This window comes from Sphingobium sp. JAI105 (genome assembly GCF_015752145.1).
In the GTDB taxonomy this organism is placed as follows: Bacteria; Pseudomonadota; Alphaproteobacteria; order Sphingomonadales; family Sphingomonadaceae; genus Sphingobium; species Sphingobium xenophagum.
The window spans coordinates 943,076-966,872 of sequence record NZ_JADOUC010000002.1 but is presented as its reverse complement, the minus strand read 5'-3'; the positions used below and the strand labels follow the sequence as shown (position 1 = coordinate 966,872).

At 61.4% G+C, this 23,797-nt stretch carries 21 protein-coding genes; 10 read left to right on the top strand and 11 right to left on the bottom strand.

The window, feature by feature from the left end; translation table 11 throughout:
• Positions 1-59 precede the first annotated feature (59 nt).
• Positions 60-1,064, top strand: a complete 1,005-nt coding sequence (locus IWY39_RS21855) for a LacI family DNA-binding transcriptional regulator (protein WP_019052826.1) — start codon at positions 60-62, stop codon at positions 1,062-1,064.
• A 3-nt stretch (positions 1,065-1,067) separates the two neighbouring features.
• Here the strand turns inward: IWY39_RS21855 and IWY39_RS21850 are convergent, their stop codons facing one another.
• On the bottom strand, positions 1,068-2,396 hold the full coding sequence (locus IWY39_RS21850; protein ID WP_107124680.1) for an MFS transporter: 1,329 nt from the start codon (positions 2,394-2,396) through the stop codon (positions 1,068-1,070).
• Between the two features lie 146 nt (positions 2,397-2,542).
• Here IWY39_RS21850 and IWY39_RS21845 point away from each other — a divergent pair, with 146 nt between their 5' ends.
• The 3 genes from IWY39_RS21845 to IWY39_RS21835 all read left to right on the top strand — a co-directional run bounded on the left by IWY39_RS21845 (position 2,543) and on the right by IWY39_RS21835 (position 7,120).
• Positions 2,543-4,996 carry a TonB-dependent receptor gene (locus tag IWY39_RS21845; RefSeq protein WP_107124679.1) on the top strand — a complete coding sequence of 818 codons (2,454 nt, stop codon included), beginning with the start codon at positions 2,543-2,545 and terminating at the stop codon, positions 4,994-4,996.
• 109 nt (positions 4,997-5,105) lie between these two features.
• Positions 5,106-6,215, top strand: a complete 1,110-nt coding sequence (locus IWY39_RS21840; RefSeq protein ID WP_107124484.1) for a glycoside hydrolase family 68 protein — start codon at positions 5,106-5,108, stop codon at positions 6,213-6,215.
• Positions 6,203-7,120, top strand: a complete 918-nt coding sequence (locus IWY39_RS21835; protein WP_107124483.1) for an ROK family protein — start codon at positions 6,203-6,205, stop codon at positions 7,118-7,120. The genes IWY39_RS21840 and IWY39_RS21835 overlap by 13 nt, the downstream gene beginning before the upstream one ends.
• 58 nt (positions 7,121-7,178) lie before the next feature.
• On the opposite strand, the gene IWY39_RS21830 is transcribed toward IWY39_RS21835, so the two are convergent.
• The 3 genes from IWY39_RS21830 to IWY39_RS21820 are packed head-to-tail and all read right to left on the bottom strand — an operon-like array spanning position 7,179 to position 7,910.
• A complete protein-coding gene (locus IWY39_RS21830; protein ID WP_107124482.1) occupies positions 7,179-7,499 on the bottom strand; it encodes a helix-turn-helix domain-containing protein in 321 nt (106 codons plus the stop codon).
• Complete coding sequence (locus tag IWY39_RS21825) at positions 7,496-7,738, bottom strand: winged helix-turn-helix domain-containing protein (protein ID WP_145169776.1); 243 nt, start codon at positions 7,736-7,738, stop codon at positions 7,496-7,498. Before IWY39_RS21825 ends, IWY39_RS21830 begins: the two co-directional genes overlap by 4 nt.
• Positions 7,719-7,910 (bottom strand): hypothetical protein, encoded by a 192-nt coding sequence (locus IWY39_RS21820; RefSeq protein WP_146147661.1) that lies wholly within the window; start codon positions 7,908-7,910, stop codon positions 7,719-7,721. Before IWY39_RS21820 ends, IWY39_RS21825 begins: the two co-directional genes overlap by 20 nt.
• A 156-nt stretch (positions 7,911-8,066) precedes the next feature.
• Here IWY39_RS21820 and IWY39_RS21815 point away from each other — a divergent pair, with 156 nt between their 5' ends.
• Positions 8,067-8,903 (top strand): IS5 family transposase, encoded by an 837-nt coding sequence (locus IWY39_RS21815; protein WP_107125139.1) that lies wholly within the window; start codon positions 8,067-8,069, stop codon positions 8,901-8,903.
• 40 nt (positions 8,904-8,943) lie between these two features.
• Here IWY39_RS21815 and IWY39_RS21810 read toward each other — a convergent pair whose 3' ends face one another.
• Positions 8,944-9,228 carry a hypothetical protein gene (locus tag IWY39_RS21810; protein WP_196871310.1) on the bottom strand — a complete coding sequence of 95 codons (285 nt, stop codon included), beginning with the start codon at positions 9,226-9,228 and terminating at the stop codon, positions 8,944-8,946.
• A gap of 105 nt (positions 9,229-9,333) precedes the next feature.
• On the opposite strand from IWY39_RS21810, the gene IWY39_RS21805 reads away from it, so the two are divergent.
• From IWY39_RS21805 to IWY39_RS21795, 3 genes are all read left to right on the top strand, one after another.
• Positions 9,334-9,516 carry a hypothetical protein gene (locus IWY39_RS21805; RefSeq protein ID WP_196871711.1) on the top strand — a complete coding sequence of 61 codons (183 nt, stop codon included), beginning with the start codon at positions 9,334-9,336 and terminating at the stop codon, positions 9,514-9,516.
• A gap of 81 nt (positions 9,517-9,597) precedes the next feature.
• The gene (locus tag IWY39_RS21800) at positions 9,598-11,010 is read left to right on the top strand and encodes an IS4 family transposase (RefSeq protein ID WP_107126268.1); all 1,413 of its coding nucleotides are present in this window, start codon (positions 9,598-9,600) and stop codon (positions 11,008-11,010) included.
• Positions 11,003-12,253, top strand: coding sequence for an IS701 family transposase (locus tag IWY39_RS21795; protein ID WP_331274491.1), 1,251 nt, complete (start codon positions 11,003-11,005; stop codon positions 12,251-12,253). Before IWY39_RS21800 ends, IWY39_RS21795 begins: the two co-directional genes overlap by 8 nt.
• 145 nt (positions 12,254-12,398) lie before the next feature.
• On the opposite strand, the gene IWY39_RS21790 is transcribed toward IWY39_RS21795, so the two are convergent.
• The 6 genes from IWY39_RS21790 to IWY39_RS21765 all read right to left on the bottom strand — a co-directional run bounded on the left by IWY39_RS21790 (position 12,399) and on the right by IWY39_RS21765 (position 20,122).
• On the bottom strand, positions 12,399-13,694 hold the full coding sequence (locus IWY39_RS21790; RefSeq protein WP_229380745.1) for an MFS transporter: 1,296 nt from the start codon (positions 13,692-13,694) through the stop codon (positions 12,399-12,401).
• A gap of 58 nt (positions 13,695-13,752) precedes the next feature.
• A complete protein-coding gene (locus IWY39_RS21785) occupies positions 13,753-14,733 on the bottom strand; it encodes a hydroxyacid dehydrogenase (RefSeq protein WP_107125936.1) in 981 nt (326 codons plus the stop codon).
• Positions 14,734-14,860: 127 nt separating this feature from the next.
• Positions 14,861-15,949: an MBL fold metallo-hydrolase gene (locus tag IWY39_RS21780; protein ID WP_107125937.1), complete on the bottom strand. Its 1,089-nt coding sequence runs from the start codon at positions 15,947-15,949 to the stop codon at positions 14,861-14,863.
• A gap of 24 nt (positions 15,950-15,973) precedes the next feature.
• Entirely contained in the window at positions 15,974-16,219 is a 246-nt protein-coding gene (locus tag IWY39_RS21775) for a hypothetical protein (protein ID WP_019052817.1), read from the bottom strand.
• A gap of 12 nt (positions 16,220-16,231) precedes the next feature.
• On the bottom strand, positions 16,232-17,251 hold the full coding sequence (locus tag IWY39_RS21770; RefSeq protein WP_107125938.1) for a cyclase family protein: 1,020 nt from the start codon (positions 17,249-17,251) through the stop codon (positions 16,232-16,234).
• Between the two features lie 12 nt (positions 17,252-17,263).
• A complete protein-coding gene (locus IWY39_RS21765) occupies positions 17,264-20,122 on the bottom strand; it encodes a TonB-dependent receptor domain-containing protein (RefSeq protein ID WP_229380746.1) in 2,859 nt (952 codons plus the stop codon).
• A gap of 153 nt (positions 20,123-20,275) precedes the next feature.
• Here IWY39_RS21765 and IWY39_RS21760 point away from each other — a divergent pair, with 153 nt between their 5' ends.
• Entirely contained in the window at positions 20,276-23,104 is a 2,829-nt protein-coding gene (locus IWY39_RS21760) for a TonB-dependent receptor domain-containing protein (RefSeq protein WP_107125939.1), read from the top strand.
• Positions 23,105-23,121: 17 nt separating this feature from the next.
• Positions 23,122-23,796, top strand: coding sequence for an RraA family protein (locus IWY39_RS21755; RefSeq protein WP_017182469.1), 675 nt, complete (start codon positions 23,122-23,124; stop codon positions 23,794-23,796).
• The last annotated feature ends 1 nt before the right edge of the window (position 23,797 follow it).

Here is a 23,797-nt window from a genome sequence, read left to right as displayed (position 1 = left end):
AATCCGCCTGTTAGCTATGCCGCTAATCGGCAAATAATCTGTGGACATTGCGATAGGTTATGAAATCCACCCACGCCTCCAGCCTCGCGGAACTGGCAAAGATCGCTGGGGTCTCTGTATCGACAGTGTCGCGGTCCTTGTCGGGCAACCCGATGATCGCTCGCGCCACCCGCGAACGGATTGAGGCTCTGGCGCAGGAACATGGGTTTCAGATCAACCGCGCGGCACGGAACCTGCGGCTTGGACGCACCGGTGCGATCGGTGTGATCCTGCCTCTTGGCCACGAAACGCAGCAGCATCTGTCCGATCCTTTCTTCATGAGCCTGATCGGGCCGCTGGCCGATGCGCTGGCCGACCGCGGCTATGACCTGCTGCTCACGCGCGTCATTCCCACCGACGGTCAGTGGCTGGACCGGATCGTCGATGGCGGGCGGGTGGATGGCGCACTGCTGATCGGCCAGTCAGACCAGATCGACGTGATCGAACGGGTAGCGGCGCGCTATCAACCGCTCGTCGTCTGGGGTGCGGCGGTCGATGGCTATGCCCAACTGACCGTAGGGTCGGACAATGTAGCGGGTGGCCGGATGGCGGCGGACCATCTGCTGGCGCAGGGCCGCAGCCATCTTGCCTTTTTCGGCAATCCCGACGTCCCCGAATTCGCCGCCCGCCATGCCGGTTTTCGCGCGGCGCTGGCGCAGGCTGGCAAGGGCGAAGGCCTGCTCCTTCCCGCCCATCTGACCACCCAGGCATCCTATGACGCCATCCGCGCCTTCCTGGCCGATCATCCGCCCGTTGACGGGATCGTCGCGGCGTCGGACGTGATCGCCATGAGCGCATTGCGGGCGCTGGGCGACGCCGGACTGCGGGTGCCGCACGACGTTTCGGTTGTCGGCTATGACGATGTGATGGTCGCGTCCCAGACCAACCCGCCGCTCACCACGATCCGGCAGGATGTCGCGCGCGGAGCGGCGCTGATGGTGCAGCTTTTGTTCGATCGGCTGGCCGGAACGCCCGCGGAATCGGTCTGTATGGCACCGACACTGGTCCAGCGCGCGTCCGCCTGACGATCAGGCGGACGCGCGCGCAGCCGGACGCTCCCGAATAGCCAGCGTCGCGACCGCTGCCAGCAGCATCAACACCCCCGCCAGCATCAGCACATGACGCGGATCGCCGCCCAGCAGCGGGCGGTAGATCAGCGGCATGGTCAGGCTTTCGATCATCATCGGGATGACGATGAACATGTTGAAAATGCCCATATAGATCCCGGTGCGGGCCGGCGGAATGCTGTCGGCCAGGATGATATAGGGATTGCCCATCATGCTGGCCCAGCCCAGCCCGATGCCGATCATCGGGATGAACAGCATCGCCTGGCTGGAGCAATATGGCAGCGCCAGCATCGCGATGCCCGATGCTGCCACGCTCACCGCGTGCACAGGTCGCGCGCCCATCTTGCGGGCGATCGGCACCATGGCGAAGGCCGCGATGAAGGCGATGAAATTATAGAATCCGCCAATCTGTCCGTTGACCAGCACCGCCTGACGAAAGCCGGCGCTGCCTGAATCGGCCGTATCATAAAGCGAACGGGCGATGGCAAAGGCGACGAACTGCCAATAGCAGAACATCGCATACCATTGAAACAACATGGCGATGGCAAGCTGGCGCATCGGCACGGGCATCTCGACGATCGCCTGCTTCAGGTCGCGCAGCGTGGTCCGGGCGGACAATGGTTCGGCCCGCATCGCGGCAATTTCCTCTGCGCTCAGCGGCAATTCCGGGACACGCAGCACCGACCAGAGGATGGTCGACAAGGACAGGACCGCGCCGACGATGAAGGCGATCCGCGTGATCACCGGAATGCCCGACGGGTCGACCGCATCGGCGTTCAGCCCGCCCCAGACCAGCAAGGAAGGCGCCAGATAGGAAAGCGTCTGGGCCAGCCCTGTGAACGCGCTTTGTGTCAAAAAGCCGAGCGGTCGCTGCGCCTGGTCCAGTCGGTCGCTGACATAGGCGCGGTACGGCTCCATCGTCACGTTATTGGCCGCGTCCAATACCCATAACAGGCTGGCCGCCACCCACAGCGCCCGGCTGTAGGGCATGGCGAACAGGCACAGGCTGCACAATATCGCACCGATCAGAAAATAAGGGGTACGTCGGCCAAAGCGGGTGACGGTGCGATCACTCATCGCGCCGATGATAGGCTGGACAAGCAACCCCGTCATCGGCCCGGCCAGCCAGAGCAGCGGCAAGGACGCCTCGTCCGCGCCCAGATAGGAATAGATCGGCCCCATATTGCTTTGCTGCAAGCCGAAGCTGAACTGAAGCCCCAGGAAGCCCAGGTTCATCTGCACGATCCGCCCGAGCGAAAGGTGCGGCTTGCGGGGTGTCGGGTCGCTCATGCTCTTTACCTCTCCGGTCTGGCGGACTGTTGCCGTCATTACAAGTCCATCTGTATCAGTTTCTCAATCGATTGCAATTCCGCTTGCAAACGATTGAGAAGAATATCATCACAGGATCAGGCCGGATCGAATCGGCAGGGAGAGAGATGATGAAGATGCGGATCATGGGACTATTGATGACCTCCAGCATGGCAGTTACGGTGCCTGCCTATGCGCAGCAACAAACTCTAGCTGAAGATCAATCCACTCCATCAGACGAAATCGTCGTTACCGCGGTTGCCCGCGGCCAGAACCGGCTCAACAGCAGCGTCACGGTCAGTTCGCTTAGCAACGACGACATCGCCAAAGCAGCCCCCCGTTCGGTCGCTGAAATCTTCCGCAACCTGCCTGGCATTCGCTCCGAATCTTCCGGCGGCGAAGGCAATGCGAATATCTCGGTTCGCGGCCTGCCGGTCGCGTCGGGCGGCGCGAAGTTCCTGCAGTTGCAGGAGGACGGCCTGCCCGTGCTGGAATTTGGCGACATCACCTTTGGCAATGCCGACATCTTCCTGCGCTCCGACTTCAACATCAGCCGGGTTGAATCGGTCCGCGGCGGATCGGCCTCGACCTTCGCATCCAATGCGCCCGGCGGCGTCATCAACATGATTTCAAAGACCGGGGAGCAGGAAGGCGGGGCCATTCAGGCGACAGCTGGCATCGACTATCGCGACTATCGCCTGGACTTCGACTATGGCGGCAGGATCAGCGACAGCCTGCGCTTCCATTTCGGTGGCTTCTATCGCCAGGGCGAAGGCCCCCGCCAGGCAGGCTATGACGCCAACAAGGGCGGCCAGATCAAGGCGAACATCACCAAGGAATTTGCTGGCGGCTATATCCGGCTCTACGGCAAATATCTGAACGACCGCGCCATCGGCTATCTGCCCAATCCCGTGCTGGTGACGGGCAGCAACAGCAATCCCAAATATCAGGATCTGCCCGGTTTCAGCATCAATAGTGACACGCTCCATTCGCGTTACTTCCGCGACAACGTGACGCTGGACGGTCGCAACAATCTGGTCACGCGCGACATTCGCGATGGCCAGCATCCCTTGGTTTACGCAATCGGCCTGGAATCGCAGTTCGAACTGGGTGATGGCTGGAACGTCACCGAACGCTTCCGCTATTCCGACGTGTCGGGCGGCTTCAGTTCGCCCTTCCCCTCCGCCGTCGACACCGGATCGGCCATCGCGACTGCACTGGGTGGTGCCGGATCGACCCTGACCTACGCCAATGGTCCAAAGGCTGGTCAGGCCTTTGCGGGCAGCGATTATCTGGCACAGATTGTCCTGTTCGATGTCAAGATCAACAGCATGAACAACATCACGAACGACCTGCGCGTCAGTCGGGATTTCGACACCAGCATCGGCAAGCTGACCGCGACCGCGGGCTTCTACAAATCGCGCCAGACCATCGCCACGGATTGGCTGTGGACGTCGCATCTGTTTGAAGTAGCCGGCGGCGGCAATGCGGCGCTTGTCAATCTGACCAACGCAGCGGGTCAAGCGCTCACGCAAAATGGCACCTATGGCTATGGCGCAACCTTCTTTGGCAATTGCTGCCGCCGCAGCTATGATGTCGACTATAACACCAACGCTCCTTTTGCGTCCTTGAGCCTTGCTACTGGCGCTCTGACGCTGGACGGCAGCCTGCGTTATGATTTTGGCGACGCCAAAGGGACGATCGCAGGATCGGATCTGGGCGGCGGGCGTGTCGGCGTCACCAGCCGCGACATGAACGGCGATGGCGTTATCTCGATCCCCGAAACCAATGTCGCGGTAATCCCGACGCCAAGTGCGCCGGTCGACTATAGCTATGAATATCTGTCCTATTCGTTCGGCGTCAATTATCGCCTGGCCGATGATGTCGCGCTGTTTGCACGCTATAGCCGGGGTGCGCGCGCCAATGCCGACCGGTTGCTGTTCGGCCCGGCCGTCAGCACTGTCACCGGCAAGCTGACCGATAGCAGCGCAGCGGTCGATTTCGTCAAGCAACTGGAAGGTGGCGTCAAATATCGCAATGGCGGTCTGACGCTGAACGCCACGGCATTCCACGCCAAGACCGAGGAACAGAATTTCGAAGCGACGACGCAGACGTTCTTCAACCGCAACTATCGCGCTTATGGTCTGGAACTGGAGGGTGGCTATCGCGCCGGCCCGTTCAGCATCTCGGCAGGCGGCACCTATACCGACGCCAAGATCGCCAGCGACGTGCTGAACCCTGCGGTGGTCGGCAATCGCCCGCGCCGCCAGGCCAAATTCCTGTATCAGGTGACGCCGCAATATGACGCGGGAATCTTCACTGTCGGCGCGAATGTCATCGGGACGTCGAGCAGCTACGCACAGGACAGCAACCAGTTGAAGCTGCCCGGCTACACGCAGGTCAATGCCTTCCTGACGGTCAGGCCGATGGATCGCATTCAGCTTTCGCTCAATGCCAACAACCTGTTCGACGTAAAGGGTTTCACCGAAGCGGAGGACGCCACCATTCCCGCCAACGGCATCGTCCGGGCGCGCTCTATCAACGGTCGCACCGTCTCCGCCTCGATCCGGTTCGACTTCTGATCCCCTCTTTCCGGGGCGTTTGACGCCTGTGGAAATCATGGTCTCCGCCGGTGACTGCACGCACCGGTGGAGACCATGGCCTGACCTCCCTGTCCATGGATGCCCGACAATGACTAGCCACTGGACCGCCGCCCATGTCGCCGCGATCGATCGCGAAACCATGGCTTGCGCGCCGATCTTCCCCAAGCCGCAGCCCCTGATACCGGGGGTCGACCTTTGGGATTATTGGCCCGTGCAGGAAGAGGACGGTTCGCAGGCGGTGATAGCAGGCGGCACGTTGTTCATCCTGCTGTCCGCCCCCGCATTACTGGACCCCGAAGCCCGTCATGGCATGGCCCGGTTGCGACTGATGCACCAGGTGGGCAACGTCTGGCGCGATCTTGGCCTGTTGTTTGAAAACGGCTTTTCACCGGGTAGCCGCGAATGGTCCGGCTCGGCGATCGTATCGGGCGACCATGATCATATCACGCTCTATTACACCGTTGCCGGCACGCGCGGCGAACAGGTGCTCAGTTACAGCCAGCGCCTGTTCGAAACACAGGCCGCCTTGTCGGTAGTTGGCAACGCCATCACCCTGTCCGCCTGGTCGACCCCGGTGGAGATGCTGGTTCCCGACGGTATCGACTATATGCGCGACATGGAAGGCGGCGGGGCGATCGGCACGATCAAGGCCTTTCGCGATCCCGCCTTCTTCCGTGACCCCGCCGGTGGCGCGGCTTACATCTTCTTTGCCGCGTCGCTTGCGCGATCGGCATCTTTCTGGAACGGGGCCGTCGGCATGGCTCGGCTTATGGACGATGGCCAGTGGCAACGGCTGCCGCCCCTGATTTCGGCCGACGGCCTCAACAACGAACTGGAACGACCGCACGTCATCGTCCATGGCGGTCGCTACTATCTCTTCTGGTCCACCCAGCAAAAAGTATTCGCAGACGGCGGACCGACTGGCCCCAACGGCCTTTATGGCATGACGTCCGATAGCCTTGACGGGCCATGGCGGCCAATCAACGGCACCGGCCTTGCGTTCGCCAATCCTCCACGGGCACCCTTTCAAGCCTATAGCTGGTTCGTGCTGCCAGACCTGACAGTCCAGAGTTTCGCTGATATGACCGGGATCGCGCATGTTCCGGTCGATCCGGCGGAGGCTCGCCACCATTTCGGCGGCGCTCCTGCACCCGACTTGCGGTTGCAGATAGAGGGGGACCGAGTATGGCTGGCATGATGGAGGGCGAACCGCTGATCGCGGGGATCGAATTGGGTGGCACCAAATGCATCGCCACGCTGGCGCAAGGCCGCGTCATCCTTCAGCAGCGACGCTGGCCCACCGGAACGCCGGACACGCTGAACCTCATATCGGACGCGCTGGCGCAATGGGCCAAACAAGCGCCGTTCGCCGCCATCGGCATCGCCAGCTTCGGGCCACTGCACCTGGATGCCCGCGCGCCGAACTTCGGCCATATGGGCAATACGCCCAAGCCCGGATGGGCAGGGTGCGACATTTACGGCCACTTCGCCCGTCGCTTCGACGTCCCGATAGCCATCGATACCGATGTTGCCGGCGCGGCGCTGGCGGAGGGCATGTGGGGCGCATCGCAAGATTGCGCGGTCCACGCCTATGCCACGATTGGCACTGGCGTTGGCCTGGGGGTGGTCGTGAACGGGCAGGCTGTCCATGGCCATTTGCATCCCGAAGCAGGCCATATGCGGATTCGGCGACAGCCCGGCGACCAATTCGCGGGCGCCTGCCCCAGCCATGGCGATTGCCTGGAAGGACTGGTTGGCGGTCCGGGATTGGCTGCACGCCTGCCAATGCCCGTGGCCGAAATGGCCGATGATGATCCGCATTGGGACCAGATCGCCGGCGATATCGCTGAATGGACGACGATGCTGATCCTGGCCCTGTCGCCGGAGCGGCTTGTCATGGGCGGCGGCGTCATCCAGGCTCGCCCGAAACTGCTTCCCTTGATCGCCGGGCAATCGGCCAGGCTCCTCAACCGCTATATCGAGGATCTGGACGCGCCCGCGCTGGAACAATTGATCGTGGCGCCCGGCCTGGGCGCAGATGCCGGTCCATTGGGCGCGATCCTGCTCGGCCAGCAAGCCGCGATGGCGCGAGGTGATGGATAGGCCAACGATATGGGTGGCATTACAGAATGCATCGGTGCGCATTTCTCAGCCCAACAGATCAGCCGCGAAAGCTTGCGGGATCAATCCCCAGCTTTTGCAGCCGGTAGTAGAAAGTCTTTCGTGGCAAGCCGAGCGCGGCGCAGGCACGGGTAACGTCGCCCGCCGCCTCGCCCAGGGCCTCCTCGATGAGTTCGGTTTCGAACGCGTCTAGCCTGCTTTTAAGATCCGTTGGTCCGGCGCTCGCGCTGGCGCCCAGATCATGGGCGTCCAGGCCGAGTACGAAATTTTCAGCAAAGCGCATCAACTCGCGGACATTGCCGGGCCAGTCATGCTTTTCCAAATGCCTGAACGCGCGGGCTTCCAGCCTGGGCGGCGTCACGCCGAGCCGCGCCGCAGCCTGAAGAACGAAACGTCGGGCCGCTCCTGCTCCCTGGCGTGCGCGGTTTTTTTGACCGTCATCGCGTGACGGTCGAGGAAGCGCCAGATGGTGCTCGGTGCAAATACGGCTCCATGCTCCGATCGCAGCATCTCGGCCAGTTCAACCAGCGTGATGTCCACCTGCTCCTCGATCGCACCGAGAATAACATCGCGATGGGCTTCAATCCGCCGTGACCGCATGTCGCCGCCCTGCGGCTTCGCCCGTGTCGATCCGGTCTCTCCCCATTCGCGAACCCAGCGAACCGCGCTCGCCGCCGCAACTCCAAAACGCTCGGCTGCCGCGCCGTGACAAACCGCCATCGACCGCCAAAATCACCCGCGAACGCAAATCCTCTGAGATGGACTTCGTCATGCCAGGCTGGCCTCCTCGTCCAGCTGACATGATGAATCAGATTTTCCAGTCTAAGAGCCTGATCCGAAATTAAGTTGAGTGGTATCAGCGGGTTAGCTTGACGGCGTGCCCTTTCGTTGATTCAGCGGTTTTGCGACAAACCAAAGGAAATCAACGATGTGGACCGACACCACTCGGGCGCAGTATGCCCGTGCGGACTTGGCTTTGCCAAGCGATTTGACCGATGCCGAATGGGCGCTGCTCGAGCCGTTCTTTCCGCCGCCCTCGCATGTAGGGCGTCCGCGCAAGTGGCCGCTCAGGCGGATTGTCGAGGCGATCCTGTATCTGTTGCGTGGCGGCCTCCCGTGGCGGATGCTTCCGCCGTGTTTTCCGCCGGTCTCGACGGTGCGGCGTTGGTTCTATCTGTGGCGGGACAGCAGGCTGTGGTTGTCGTTAAACCATACCCTGCTGCTGATCGGGCGCGAAGCTGCAGGCCGCCAGGGCTCGCCCAGCGCCGGCGTGATCGACAGCCAGAGCGTCAAAACCACGGAAAGCGGCGGGCCACGGGGTTATGACGCGGGCAAGAAGACAAAGGGGCGCAAGCGCCATATCCTGACGGATACCGACGGCAATCTCGTCCATGCCGTAGTCCACACCGCCGACATCCAAGACCGTGACGGCGCTCCGCTGGTGCTGGCCGAGATCATCAGGCGCTTCCCGTGGCTGCGCCATGTCTTCGCCGATGGTGGCTATGCCGGTGACAAACTCAGGGACGCGCTGCGCCGGATCGGCAAATGGACCATCGAGATCGTCAAACGGTCGGATGCCGCAAAGGGGTTTGTCATTCTCCCGCGACGCTGGGTCGTCGAGCGAACCCTCGCCTGGCTGAACCGCAATCGCCGCCTCGCCAAGGACTTTGAACAGACCATCGCATCGGCTACCGCATGGCTCTTCATCGCCTCGATCCAGCTCTTCGCACGCCGCATCGCAAGGCCATCAAATCACGCCCGATAATTTTGAATCAGGCTCTAAGCTCGACTTTGTACGTTTTTGGTCAGGTCCAGGTCCAGAAGATGCTGTTTTCAGCGATGTGGTCGAGGGCTTGATCGAGTGGCAAGACGCATCCGCCCATATCGTCGATATCTTCCCATTTCCGCCGGTGTGACCAGTAGCCGAGCCTGACTTCGTCGCGCGAGCCGACAGGCTTGAGGCGGGCGACCGGTGCCTCGGTTTCCAGCAGATAGAGATGGTAAGCGCCCTTGTCCTCATACCATCCGACGCCGCCGCCGTTGGCCGCGTCGAACGTCTCGATGCGCAGAATGATTTCCTCGTCTTTCATGGTGCATCCATAGCTGCCGTCGGGTCACAGCATATTCGAGTCACCTCGCCGCATGGCAACAGCCTAAGCGTTGCAACGTGCTTCAGTCAGGATTCGAAGCATGGAATGCTGGACCAGAACAAGGCCGTTATCGGCGATCCCGTCCCCCAGATCCTGCGCCAATGGCTGCAGGCATGGCGTCCCTGCTTTACGGCTCCCAGCTGGGAGCATGTCCTTGTTCTTGTGATGGGCGGCCTGCTGGCCACGGGCAAACGGCTTGCTCTTACCCACAAGTGGTCGCGTGCGTGATTCGGCCTGCCGCGCGCCCATTGCGTGGCTGGAATCACCCATGATTCATTCTCCGGCACCTTTGGATAGTGAGGTGCCGGGATGGAACATAGCTGGGTGGACAAGGAAACGGCCGAGACCAATTTGGGTGATGCGCGGCTGAACCGACGACTTGGAGCGATGCTTGAAGCACTTGAACAGCGCCCTGGGCAATCTCTGCCGACGGCTTTTCAGGACTGGTCGAATACTAAGGCCGCCTACCGGTTCCTCTCGAACGAGAACGTGAGCGAAGACAAAATCCTGGAAGGGCATTTTGCAGCATCCGCCTTGCGCATTCAGGCAACCGAAGGTCCGATCCTCATCTTGCAGGACACCACCGAATTCAATTTCAAGCGCGCGGATCCGGATAAGATCGGATTTACGAAAAGCTCGACTGGTCGCAAGTTGAAGGATGGCCGGTTCCAGAAGTTCACGATCTGCGGCCTTCTGATGCATGTCAGCCTTGCGATTACGCCAGATGGACTGCCGTTGGGTCTCACGGCGGCGAAATTCTGGTCACGCTCCAAGTTCAAGGGAACTGCAGAGCTCAAGCGCAGGGTCAATTTGACCCGAATTCCCATCGATCAAAAGGAAAGTATCCGTTGGCTTGATAATTTGCGCCGGTCTACCGAATTGGCTGGAGAGCCGGGGCGATGTGTACATATCGGAGACCGCGAAAGCGACATTTACGAGCTTTATTGCTTGGCTGAAGAGCTCGGTACCAAATTCCTCGTGCGCAGCTGCGTCGACCGCCTGGCTCAAGATGGCAAGACGACCATCGCCCAAGTTATGGAAAGGACGCCGTGCAGCGGGACCCACGAGATCCAATTCCGCGATGCGAAAGGCAAGGAGCAGCGGGCAGTGCTATCGATACGATATGCAACAATGACGGTCCGGCCTCCAATCGGAAAACAGAAGAAATACATAAACCAAGAGCTTCAGATCATCCATGCCGAAGAACTCAATCCGCCGGAAGATCGCGAACGGATTCACTGGAAGCTTATAACTAATTTGCCTGTCAAAAACCACGCCGATGCCGTGCATAAGCTTGACTGGTACTCCAAGCGCTGGAAGATCGAGACATTCTTCCGGACCCTGAAAACCGGGTGCCGGATCGAAGAACTTCGCCTGACTACGATCAACCGCTTGGCCAATTGTATCGCCTTGTGCTGCGTCGTTGCCTGGCGCGTGTCATGGCTGACGATCCTGGCTCGTGAGGCTCCAGAGGCCACGCCTGCTGCCGTCTTCACCGAAACGGAGCGCAACCTTCTCGATAGCTCGACGCCAAAGTTGAGACGCGCGCCATCCCGCAACCTCGCATTCTATGTCAGAGCCGTCGCAAGGCTCGGAGGCTACCTGGACCGCGCGTCTGACCCACCACCCGGCACGACCGTCATATGGAGAGGAATGACGCGACTCGCCGATCTCGTTGAGGGAGCTCGAATCTCGAGGCCCCCAGCAGGCACTTGTGGGTAAGAGCAAGGGCAAACGGACCGTTACGACTTGCCTGCGTGTGACCGGCCGAGCCGATGCTGCCAACTTTGCAACCTATCACCAGATCCTCAATCGCGCCCGCTGGAGTTCGCGTGCCGTTGCCAGGCGTTTATTGGGCATTGTGGTCGAACGGCTCGTGCCCGATGGTCCTGTGGTCATTGGTATGGACGACACCATTGAGCGGCGATGGGGGCGCCGGATCACCGCACGGGGTATCTACCGCGACCCGGTCCGCTCCAGTCACGGCCATTTCGTCAAAGCCAGCGGACTGCGCTGGCTCAGCTTCATGGTGCTCACCCCGGTGTCATGGACCCGCCTGATCAAGGCACTGCCAGTCTTGACGTTGCTCGCTCCTTCGGAACGATCGAACCGTCAACGCGGCTGTCGTCACAAATTGCTGACGGACTGGGCCCGGCAGGGCGCGCTGCAGCTGTCTCGCTGGCTGCCGGGTCGGCGGATCATTTTCATTGGCGACAGCAGCTTTGCTGTCCACGAACTGGCGCATGCGATCGTCCGCCGGGCCACACTCATCAGCCGACTGCGGCTCGACGCCAACTTGTTTGCTCAGCCTGCGGGGCGAACGGCACGCACGATGGGGCGACCGGCGCAGAAAGGGCGAGCATTATCAAAACTCAAGACCCTGCTCGCCAACCCGGCGACACGCTGGACCAGTATTCTCGTCTCTGCCTGGTATGGCCATCTCAACGGCAAGACGCTCGAGATCACATCTGACATCGCCTTATGGTACAGGCCCGGCACTCCGGTCTTGCCGGTCCGCTGGGTCCTGGTTCGCGATCCTGACGGAAAGCGCGGCCCGCAGGCCTTCTTCAGTACCGACATCAGCCTCGAGCCCGCCGAGATAATCGCCCTCTACGTCCGCCGATGGCAGATCGAGGTCACCTTTGCCGAAACCCGCGCGCACCTGGGTGTCGAGACACAGCGCCAATGGACCGACAAAGCCATAGCGCGAACCACGCCGGCTCTGCTCGGATTATACAGCCTCATCTCGCTCTGGGCCTGTGATCTTCTCAACAGTACCAGTACACCCTATGCGGCCGCGTGGTATCGGAAAACCAGCCTGACATTTAGCGACGCCATCGGCGCAATCCGACTCCAACTTTGGGTCGGCGACATTAACTCACACTCCCCGCCCCGCCGGAAACCGCAATATATTCCAACAACCCGCATCGTACGTATGGCCCAAGCGCTATGCTTCACTACCTAATCGTACAAAGTCGAGCTAAGGAAAGACCCTCGATCCAATCAGATCGGATTATGCTCTAAATGCCCAACCTCCGGCAGCATTGGCGTAAAGGTCACCCCCGACGGGACCAGCGCGGCACTGCGCTGGCCTGGGCGAAAGAGGGTAGTCAAGCGGCGGAATGCATCGGGCGTTTCGTCGTTTTTCCTACGATGACGACTGCTGTTGCGCTGGCGATTGTAAGAAAGGCTATGGGAAGCAGCGCCAGCACATAACTGCCGGTTGCCTCGTGGATCAGGCCATAGACGTTCACCATCAAACCGCCGCCGATCAGGTTGGATGTCGCATTGATCGCAGCGATCCCGGCGGCGGCAGTGCTGGCCGACAGCCAGGTCGACGCCATGCTCCAGAACGGACCCTTGAAACAATAGGCTCCGACCAGAACGAAGGTCAGCAGCAATACCGTCGGGGCGAGGCCCGCCACGGCAAACGTACCAATCGTCCCGACCGCGATCAGAAGCAGCGGCAACGCCGTGTGCCAACGCCGTTCGCCGGTCTTGTCCGAATGACGGCCCCAAAACACCATCGCCAACGCCGCGACGCCATAAGGCACCGAATTGACCAGACCCGTCTCAAGGTCGGTAAGGCCGAAGGATTTGAGCAATTGCGGCTGCCATACGCCCAGCACGCTGCCCGCCGCCGAAGCGCCGGAACAGGCGATGACCATCGCCCAGAAGGCAGGCGTACGGATCAGGCGCCAGGCCGATCCGCTGACCAGCGGCTTGTCGTTCCCCTTTGTGATCAAAGCGTCCGTGAGCCATGCGCGCTCGTCGGCGTCCAGCCAGTTCGCTTTTTCGGGCCGGTCCGTCAGCAGCTTGAGGCAGGCGAAGCCCAGAAGGACGGTGGGAATGCCTTCGCAAATGAACAGCCATTGCCATCCACGCAGCCCGGCCAGGCCGTCCATCGCCAGCAGCAAGCCGGAGAGTGGCGATCCAACGAAGCTGGAAACAGGGATGGCGATGGCGAACATCGCCAATGTGCGCCCGCGATAGGCCGGGGGCATCCAGTAGGTGAGATACAGGATGACTCCGGGGAAAAAGCCCGCTTCGGCCGCGCCCAGAAGAAAACGCATGACGCAAAAACTGTGCGCGTCCCAGACGAACGCCATGCAGGTGGACACCATCCCCCATGTCACCATGATCCGCGCGATCCAGTAGCGTGCGCCGACCTTTTGCAGCATCAGGTTGCTGGGCACTTCCATCAGGAAATAGGCGACGAAGAAGAGGCTTGCGCCAAAGCCGAACACCTTGCTGCTCAGGCCAAGGTCGGCATTCATTTGCAGCGATGCCATGCCGACGTTCGCACGGTCGATGAAGGCCATCAGGTAACAGAGCATGAGAAATGGCAGGAGCCGCCACGTCACCTTCCGCATGGTTCGCATCTCAAGCGCGTTGGGACTCATCATCGTCTCTCCTGCGGCCATCGCGATCCTGTGGCCTGCTTGTTAACCCATTAGGGCGATTTCAGACGCGCGCCATGGCGGCGTTGACATGATTGCGCGGGTCCAGCCGCCCGCTATCCAGATAGTCCGCGATTTGCTCGACGCAGCTTATGCCGACACGGATGCGGGCTTGCAGCGTATTGGCGCCCACATGCGGGCTGCCTACGACATTGTCGAATGCCCAAAGCGGATGATCCGCGCCGACCGGTTCGCTGGCGAAAGTATCCAGGCCCGCGCCACCGATCGCACCAGCGCGCAGCGCCTCCACCAACGCGTCCTCGTCGATCAGTTCACCCCTCGCCGTGTTGATAAGGATGGCGCCATCCTTCATCTGCCCCAGAGCGGTCGCGCCAATCAGTCCACGATTGTCCGCGGTCAGGGGGCAATGCAGGCTGATGATGTCGCTGACCTGCAACAGCGTCTCCACGCTGTCGACGGCAATGGCACCTGCGGGCAAAGCGTCGCTGGGCAAATAGGGGTCATACACCCGCACGGTCATGCCAAATGGTGCAAGCAGGGCAAGAAAGGCGCGGCCAATAGCGCCAAGTCCGACAAGGCCGATCGCCTTGCCGGTGAGTTCCGTCCCGGCATAGGTCGACTTGTCCCAATGTCCGGCGCGAAGGCGGCGATCGAGATACGCCGTCGATCGGGCCACACTGAGCAGCAGCGCCAGCGCCTGTTCCGCCACCGACTGCGCATTTGCGCCGCCAGCGATGACGACGGGAACGCCCCGCGCAGCGGCTTCATCCAGATCGATGCCGTCCACCCCGACGCCATGTTTGGCGATGATCCGCAAACCGGGCAGGCCCTGCAGGGCTTCGGCCGGGACTTTGCCCATCCGGATAATCAGCGCCTTTGCATCGCAGGCGGTGACATGCGCGATCAATTCGTCGACCGAAGGATAAGGATCACAGGACGCCAGCATGAGCCCTCGCGCCTTGGCGACAGACATCGCCGCCGGTGAAATCTTGCCGCCGACAATCAGGGCGGTGGGGCTTGCCATTGTGACCTAAATCCTCGTCCCGGTGCACGATAATGCGTCGACTTTACTGCAGTCGACCTATTTTGCAACGACGTTTCAGAATAATGTTGCGATAATATATGAGATCTTTCGGGCGCTGGTCGCCCTGCTACTTCGCGGTCTCGACAACCTGCTTGGGGGGCTGACCGCTCAGGATGGGATTCAGGCTCCCCGGCGCGGCCTTGAACACCGCTTCGTCGATGTCCGCGCTGAGGCAGGCACGCCACTCAGCGTCATAGCGCACCACGCCCTCGCGACCGACGACATAGGGGTTGGGATCGCCAGCCTTGCGCTTCTGCAGCGCTGCGACCCTCACCAGACCGTCATCGCCCACAGTATGGTTCGACAGCACGACATCGGCCTGCATCAGGTCGGTATAGTCAGCGAAATGATTGAGAGAGCGGCGAAATTCCAGCAGCGACGCCACGTCGCGCGGCGAACCCTGGCCACCGAACAACGACGCCATGTGCGGTACGCCCTTGTCCTTGACCGGGAACAGCAACGATACCGTGCCCGGCGTATGACCGGGGGTCAAAAGCACCGTCAGCGTCTGGTCGCCCAGCGTAATCGTCTGGCCATCGGTCAGGTAGAAGTCGTCCGCAGCCTTCACCGGCAGCGTCCCCCACTTCACCTCGGCGGTCCAGTCCGCCTCGCTCATCGCCAGTTTCGCGCCGGACAATGCCTTCAGATAGGCCGCCCCGCCAAAATGATCGAGATGATTGTGGGTGATGAGAATGATGCGGATGCGCTTGGGGTCCAGACCCAGCGTCTGCATGTTCTTGACGATGACGTTCTTGGCGTCCTCCTCGGTCGTCAGCGCATCGAGCAGGATGATCCCATCCTTGGTGTCGATCGCCCAGATATTATTCTCCGCCGTGCCGATCGAATAGACGTTGTCGAAAACCGCAATGGGCTTTGGCATCGCCGCCCTCACGGGCTTGCGCGTTCGCACTGCCTGGCACCGATAGTAGAGCGTGACAGGCCAGAGCTTGCCGCCTGCTTCTGCGGCCATGTCTGCATAGGCGCGCGCGCCGGGCGCGGTATATCCGCCCATCTTGCGCATCTCTTCCACATTGTGGATTTCCGGCCGTCCGCCATTGGGGTTGACGGAGAAGGACGATGCAGTGGTCTGCGCGACGGCGGGTGTCAGGGCCGTCGAAAGCGCGAGGAAGGCAGTAAGGGTTTGCCGGAAACGCATGGGGCTTCTCCTTTGCGGAAAGGGCTATCGGACCTGATGGCCCTCAATCTGTGCGATATGCCGGACGCGATCCGTCACGCGTTCGGCCAGCGACCGTCGCACCGGACGCCCGGCAATCAGCTTTCGCCATGTATTGTAGCTGATGCCGAACCGGTCATTGAGCGCCTCGTCGGTCTTTGCGGTCGCCAGCCTTTTCATCTGCTCGACAACCAAAGGGTCGATGAAGGTCTGGCCGACCGGAATTTGCCGATGGTCGAGGATGTCACTCATTACGCCCACCGATCAGAACGTCGCGATCGGGTTGACCGGCACGCCGGTCCCGGTCTTGACCCGGATCGGCGCGGCGGTGAACAAAAAGCTGTAGCGCTTGAGCCGCGCTGCCTCTTTCGACAGCGGCCCCAGATCGGCATTGTCAATCAATGGCATGCCCAACGCCACCAGCGCGAAATTATGCACCGGCAGATAATCGTCGGGATTGTCGATCTTCGTCGTTTCAGGAAATGGCACGACGCTAAGCGCGGATTCGCTGCCCAGCAGGGCGATGTCCCGCTTCTTGAGCCACGGGATCACGGACGCATCAAGCCCAGCTGCCGACTTTGCGATCTCCCATGGCCCCTTATCGGCTTCCCGTTCCCAGCGGCCGGTCCGAATGAATACAGCGTCGCCCGGCTCGATCCGAACGCCGGAGAATTTCTCCCACGCTTCCAGATCCTCGGCATAAATGGGGGTCCCCGGCTCCAGATAGGGCACGCCTTTGAGAAGCGGCATGTCCACCAGCACGCCGCGCGTAAAAACGCCATCGGCGACCGCCGCGATGCTGCCGCGCGTCAGGCCCTTGTCCATCAGCAAATGCTCGCTGGCGGCAAAGCCGTTATACATCTTACCGTCGAACAGATGGTGGCCCAGCGCGTCGAAATGCGTGAGATTATATCCGTGGGCAGCGATGTTGAGTTGGTCGGTCGACCCGCTGGGCCGCTTGGGCGGGCCGGACAGCATCTTCTGTTGCACAGGCGCCCGTGTTGGCGGAGCGTCACCGTCGGGCGGCAGAAGAACGGGCACAATCTCCCGCTCCATTGACACGGCGATGCCCTGCTTCACCAGCGCCGCGGCCTTCTTGCGGACCGCGGGGGTGATGAGGTTGAGCGTACCCTTCTCGTCATCCGCGCCCCATCGGCCCCAGTTGCTCTGGCTTTTCTTCCATTGATCCATCGTTGCCTGCGTGACGCTGTGATCGGCGGCGACCGCAACAGTCGCCGCACCCATCATCAACAGTGCCAGGATGGTCTTCGAGAAAGGCGTCATGATCCGTCCTTTTCAGAAACTGGCGCGCACGCCAAAGCGGAACATCCGCCCGGTAGTGTCATAGAGGAAGGGGTTGGTCACAATCACCAGATTGCCCGCCAGTGGCGCGATCCGGGGGTCGGTATTCAGGATGTTTCGGACATTCAGGTAAATCTGGCCGTTGCGACCAAGCTGCGGCAATTTGTAGCTGATCTGTCCGTCCAGAAAGGCCTGTGCAGCGACGTCGCGGAAGCCAAGCTGGGCGGGGGAACGGGACTTGTCATAGGTTCCGCTGCCGACATAGCGGCCGATCAGCGTCAGGTTTAGGCCATCCAGCGTATAATCCAGTTGCCCCTGCGCCCGCCAGTGCGGCTGGCTGTCGACGATCGAACCCGCAACATCGCGCGTGACCAGACCCGGTGCCGACGTGGTAAAATGGTTCACCCGGTTGGCGACCGCGCGCAGGTTGAGTTGGCCCTTCCACCAGTCAAACATGCTCGCCATCGGCACGGCGTAGGAAGCTTCGATGTCGATACCGCTGGTCAAAAGCTGCGAATAATTGATGGGGGACGAACGGAACCCGGTCAGGTTGCCATTCGCATCGCGGGTGCTGAGGGCGCAGAAATCGGCCGACCCCTCAAAACACTGGTCGAGCGCCACCTGATCGGTAACGGTCGCGATCGCGCCGTCGATCTTGATCCGATAATAGTCGACCGACAATTGCAGTCCCGGCGCCCAGGACGGGCTATAAACGCCGCCATAGGTCAGCGTATTGGCGATTTCCGGCCTCAGATTGGGATTGCCCGTCGTCAGGCTCGAAATATTCGACGCGATCACATTGTTGCGGAAAGGGTCGCGAACGGTCGAAACACTCTGCCGCCCTTTCGAAAATAGCTCGTTGAGGTTGGGCGCGCGGATGTCCCGCGACCGGGTGATACGCAACCGCAGATCCTCGATCGGCTTGTAAGTCAGGCCGCCCTTCCACGTCGTCACTGACCCGCTGGTGCTGTAATGCGTCCGGCGCACGGCAGCATTGGCTTCCACCAGGCGCAGCATCGGCATGTCATTGACCAGAGGCACGACCGTTTCTGCATAGAATTCGCGGATGCTGTAGGCGCCGGACCAGGGCTGCTGGTTACCGATCTTATAGCCGCTCAGCAGCGACAGCGCGTCCGATTCCACGCGCGCCGTCTCGCGCCGATATTCGGCGCCAACCGCCAGAGAGACCGGACCGGCCCAGGTAGAAAAGGGTTCGCCCGACAGGTTGAGGGCCGCCGCCTGCTGCGTCGTGCGGATATAGGCGGGGCTGTCGCCATTTACATAGGCCAGCGATGCCGAGGACGGGCTGCCGACGCCGAAGGGATTGAACGGCACACAGCCATTACCGGGACTTGTCAGTGTCGAACGGCACACGATGCTGCCGTCAGGCGCCCGAACCGCGTCTGTCGCCAGATTGAAGTTGGTGATCTTGTTGGTGGTCTTGACGATGTTGGTGTTGCGGTTCTGCCCCCACTGATAATAGCCGTCGAGTTTCCAGTCACCGATCCGCCCTTCAAAGCCGCCAACGAGCCGGGTGGTCCTGTTGCGGTTGTCGGTATGGGTTTTGCCATCTTCCAGATCCCAGCGGGTCATGGTGAGGCTGGTGACGCCCGATGCGATCATCTGGTTGCGAATGCTGTCGGGCAGATAGGCATTGTCCTGACGGATCGTGATGAATGCAGTCTGCGCGGCATTGCTGTTATGGACATTCGGGCCGTTGATATAGTCCGACCGCACTTCGCCATAGCTGCCTTCCCCGAACAGCGACCATTCAGGCGTGATGTCGAAACTGGCGCGGGCGAAAATGGCCTTCCGGGTCAGCGGGCGGTTGATCTGCTGGATAATAGCATTGTCGACGCCCGATCCGCCGACCTGGGTGCCTGCCGTGGTCAGGGTGCCGAAATCAAAGGCCTGCGGCACGCCGCCGGGACCAAAGCTGATGCCCCGGAAGCTGGCGTTCGCGGCGGCCGTTCCGCCATTGCCATTCAGGATAAGCCCGCCATAGCTGGTGACGAGGCGGACGTTGGGTGAGAGAATTTGGGTCGGATTGGCTTCCGTTCCATTGCCGGTCGGATTTGTAATGACCTGATAGCCGCTGCGCGCCCAGTCGCGCGCGTCGCCACGAATGCCCTTATTCTCGAAATATTCGCCGCTGACGACCAGATGGCCTCGACCGCCGGCAAACGCCGTTCCCCCTGTCAGCGTCGCGACAAATTCATGATTGTCGTCATGCGACGTCAGGCCGTATTGCGCGCTGGCCTTGATGCCTTCGTATCGGCTGTCCAGCACGAAGTTGACCACGCCTGCCACCGCGTCCGATCCATAAGCAGCGGACGCGCCGCCGGTCACGACATCGACCCGTTGAATAAGGGCGGACGGTATGAGGTTGGCGTCCACGCTGCCGGTGATGTTCGTGGATACAAAGCGCCGTCCATCGACCAGCGTCAGCGTGCGGGTGGCGCCCAGCCCTCGCAAGTTCAGGAAGCTCTGGCCGCCCCCTGCGCTGCCTGAGTTGCGCTGCGTGCCGGACGTATTGGTGAGCGCAGGCAGCGTACGAAGCGCCTCGGACACGGTCGAAGGCGAGGATTTCGCAAGTTCGGCGCTGCTGAGCGCCGTCACAGGGGTAGGAGAGGTAAAGCCCGGACGCGCGACGCGCGATCCGGTGACAACGATGTCCGCTGCGCTAGGCCCGGCATCCGCTGCACCGGCTTCGGGGGCGCGAGGCAGCTGCATCGAGCTGTCGTCGTCCTGAGCAGGCGCGACTGCCGACTGGGCCGATGCAGGTGCGGAGCACATGAACATGATGGCTCCGACAGCGGTCGTGGCTGCCAGTGCGCGGCGAACAGGGGTCATACTGTATCTCCTCTCCAAACGCTCGAATTCGAGTCGGTCACGATCTCTAAGGCATTTTCACTGAAACGCAACGACGTTTCAAAATATGATTGCAATCACTTTCCTGGCGATTATGAGGGCGGCAATGGCAAACGCTATCGGGAGGAGAGGTTCATGAAATCGGCAGTCATTGCGTCCAAATTTGGAAAATCCTTATTGCTCGGCTCGGTCGCCGCATTCGTGGCAGTACCCGTCGCCTACGGCCAGGCGGCGCCGGACGCCGCTGCTGCAGCCTCATCCGAACAAGGCGCGATTGACGCAGGCGACACCGCGCCCGACGCTGGAACGAGTGACATCGTCGTTACCGGCTCGCGCATCGGCCGCACCGGCTTCACCACCCCCACGCCGGTCACGGTTCTCAACGCGGACCAGTTGAGCAAGGCTGCGCCGTCGACCATCGCCGATTCGCTTCGGACGCTTCCTGCGCTGACCGCAACCAGCGGCCCGCAGCGCGCGACCGGCACACAGGGCGGCGGACAGAGCTTCCTCAATCTGCGCAACCTGGGCGCGGTGCGCACGCTGACTTTGCTCGATGGCCGCCGCTTCGTCGCTGCCAGCCAATATGGCACGGTCGACGTCAACCTGCTGCCTGCCGGCCTTGTCCAGCGCGTCGATGTCGTGACCGGGGGCGCTTCGGCGGCCTATGGCTCGGACGCTGTTGCCGGCGTCGTCAACTTCGTCCTCGATACGAAGTTCGAGGGGCTGAAGGGCGAAGTTTCCACCGGCATCGCCGATGAAGGGGATAATCAGGAACTGCGTGGCTCGCTGACGGGCGGCATTGCGCTAGCCGATAGCCGGCTGCGCCTGCTCGGAAGCGCCGAATATTATCGGAACAAGGGCATTTTGGAAGGCGAACGGGCCTGGGCCCGGCGCGGGTCCAACCTCATCAACGGCCCGGCAGGCGGTCCTGCCCTGATCGCAGCGGAAGATGTGCGCGCGATTGGCAGCAACGGCGGCATGATCAGCACTGGCAACGGCGGAAGCGCGGCCCAGAATGCGCTGTTCCGCGGCATCCAGTTTGGTCCCGGCGGAACGGTGTTGCCCTATAATTATGGTTCATACACCACCGCGACACAGCAGATCGGCGGCGACGGCTTCAACACCGAATTCCTTCAGGAAATCAATCGTCCGCTGGAACGGGCCGCCTTCTTCGGTCGCGCCGAATATGAACTGACCGATCGGTGGTCGGTATTTGGTGAAGCGTCCTATGGCTGGACCTATACTCGCTATTCAACCTCGGCCAATCGCCATCTCGCGACCAACCCGATAACGATTCGTCGCGATAACGCCTTCCTGCCTACGCCGCTTCGCACGCTGCTGGACGCCAATCCGCAGGTCACCTCACTGACGATGCTGCGCTGGTCGATCGAGGGCGGGCTGGCGGACGTGTCCGTGGATACCAAGACCGATCGCTACGTCACGGGCTTCGCTGGCGAGCTTGGTGGGCTGAAGGTCAATGGCTATTATCAGCATGGCCGCACCCGCCAGCAGACCGACGTCATCAACAATGAAATCACGCCCAACTTCACCCGCGCGGTGGATGCGGTCGTCAATCCGGCCAATGGCGCGATTGTCTGCCGATCGACGCTGACTGACCCCACTAATGGCTGCGCCCCGTTCAATCCGTTTGGCGTCGGCTCGCCTTCCGCCGCGGCGCTGGCCTATACGCGCGGTCTCAGCCGCACCGACTCGGTTTTCAAGGAAGATGTCGCAGCCATCAATATTTCGGGCACTTTGTTCGAAGGTTGGGCTGGCCCGATCTCCTTCGCTACCGGCGGCGAATATCGCAAGGAACAGGCGCAGTTGGCCGTCGATCCGCTCTCGCAGGCCGGCGCCTTCCTGTTCGCCAATCCCCAGCCTTGGTCCGGCAGCTATAATGTGAAGGAAGGCTATCTCGAAACCGTCATACCGCTTCTGAAGGATCTGCCCTTCGCCCGCGAACTCGAATTCAACGGTGCGGTTCGCTATACCGATTATTCGACCAGCGGCGGCGTCACCACCTGGAAGGCGGGCCTCAGCTGGACGCCGGTCAGCTCGCTGCGCCTGCGTGCCACCCGCTCCCGCGACATCCGCGCCCCCAATCTGTCCGAACTCTTCACCAGCGGGCGGACCCAGTCGGCGACGGTGGTGGACCCGTTCAAGAACAATGTCCGTACATCGGGCATTTTCATCACCACGACCGGCAACGCCAACCTGCAACCGGAAAGGGCGGACACGCTGACGTTGGGGGCGGTGTTCCAGCCGAGCTTCGTTCCTGGCCTCAGCATTTCGGCGGATTATTACGACATCAAGATCAACGATGCGATCGGTTCGCTGTCGGCGCAACAGGGCGTTGACCAGTGCTTTGCCGGCAACCAACTGGCCTGTGGCTTCATCACCCGCGACGCAGCCGGAAATATCTCGGCTCTGACGGCCTATCCGATCAACCTCTCCACGCTCGTCACCAACGGCGTCGATGTTGAATTGAGCTATCGCGTGCCTTTCGCGGATATGTCCAACTCACTGTCGCTGCGCAGCATCATTTCCTATGTCGGCAAACTTGCGACGACGACACCGGGGTCGCCTTCCATCGACCGGGCGGGCGAAGTGGGTATCAATTCCAACCCGCACTGGCGCGTCAACGCCCAGGCCGATTTCACGCACGGCAATTTCAACTGGTTCAACCAGCTGCGGTTCATCGGTGGCGGACGTTACGACAATACCAAGGGTCCGCAGGCAGTCAGCCTGCAGCACATCAAGCCGCAAGCCTATTGGGACATGCGCTTTGCTTATCGGTTCGAGGATCTGGGCAAGGGCGCGGAGATGTATTTCAACGTCCAGAACGTCCTTGATCAGGAGCCGCCCTATGCGCCGGGCGACGGATCGATCGCGGTGGCGACCAACACCCAGCTCTATGACACATTTGGCCGCGTCTATCGCGTTGGCTTCCGTTTCAAATTCTGATCGCGACTGGAGATTTTATGAGCATCGGTTTCCGAGTATTGCCCGTCGAGCGTCGCGTGCCCGCCGATCTGGTCAAGCGTGCCGCACAATTGCCGGTCGCGAATGTGAGCGACGCCATGAACCGCATGTTCGCTGGCGGCGCGGCGCTTCGCCCCATGCACGGCGGCGGCGTTCTGGCTGGACCTGCCGTCACCGTGAAGGCACGGCCCGGCGACAATCTCATGCTGCACCGCGCGCTCGATATTGCCGAACCGGGCGATGTGGTGGTGGTCGACGGCGGCGGTGACCTGACCAACGCCCTGATCGGTGAGCTCATGGTCGCCCATGCAGAAAGCCGCGGCCTTGCCGGCATCGTGATCTTCGGCGCCATTCGCGACGCCGCGGCGATCCGGGCGGGCAGCTTTCCGGTCTTTGCCGCTGGCATCACGCACCGTGGGCCTTACAAGGACGGCCCCGGCGAAGTGAATGTGCCGATTGCCATTGACGGCATGGTGATCCAGCCGGGCGACCTGATCCTTGGCGACGACGATGGCCTTATTGCCGTCACCATCGACGAAGCGGAGGCTGTGTGCGCCAAAGCAGCGGCAAAGCATGCTGCCGAAACCGAGCAGATGGCCAAGATCCGCCGGGGCGAAAATCCGCGCGCCTGGGTTGAAGAAACGCTCAAGCGTTTGGGTTGCGAAGGGATTTGAT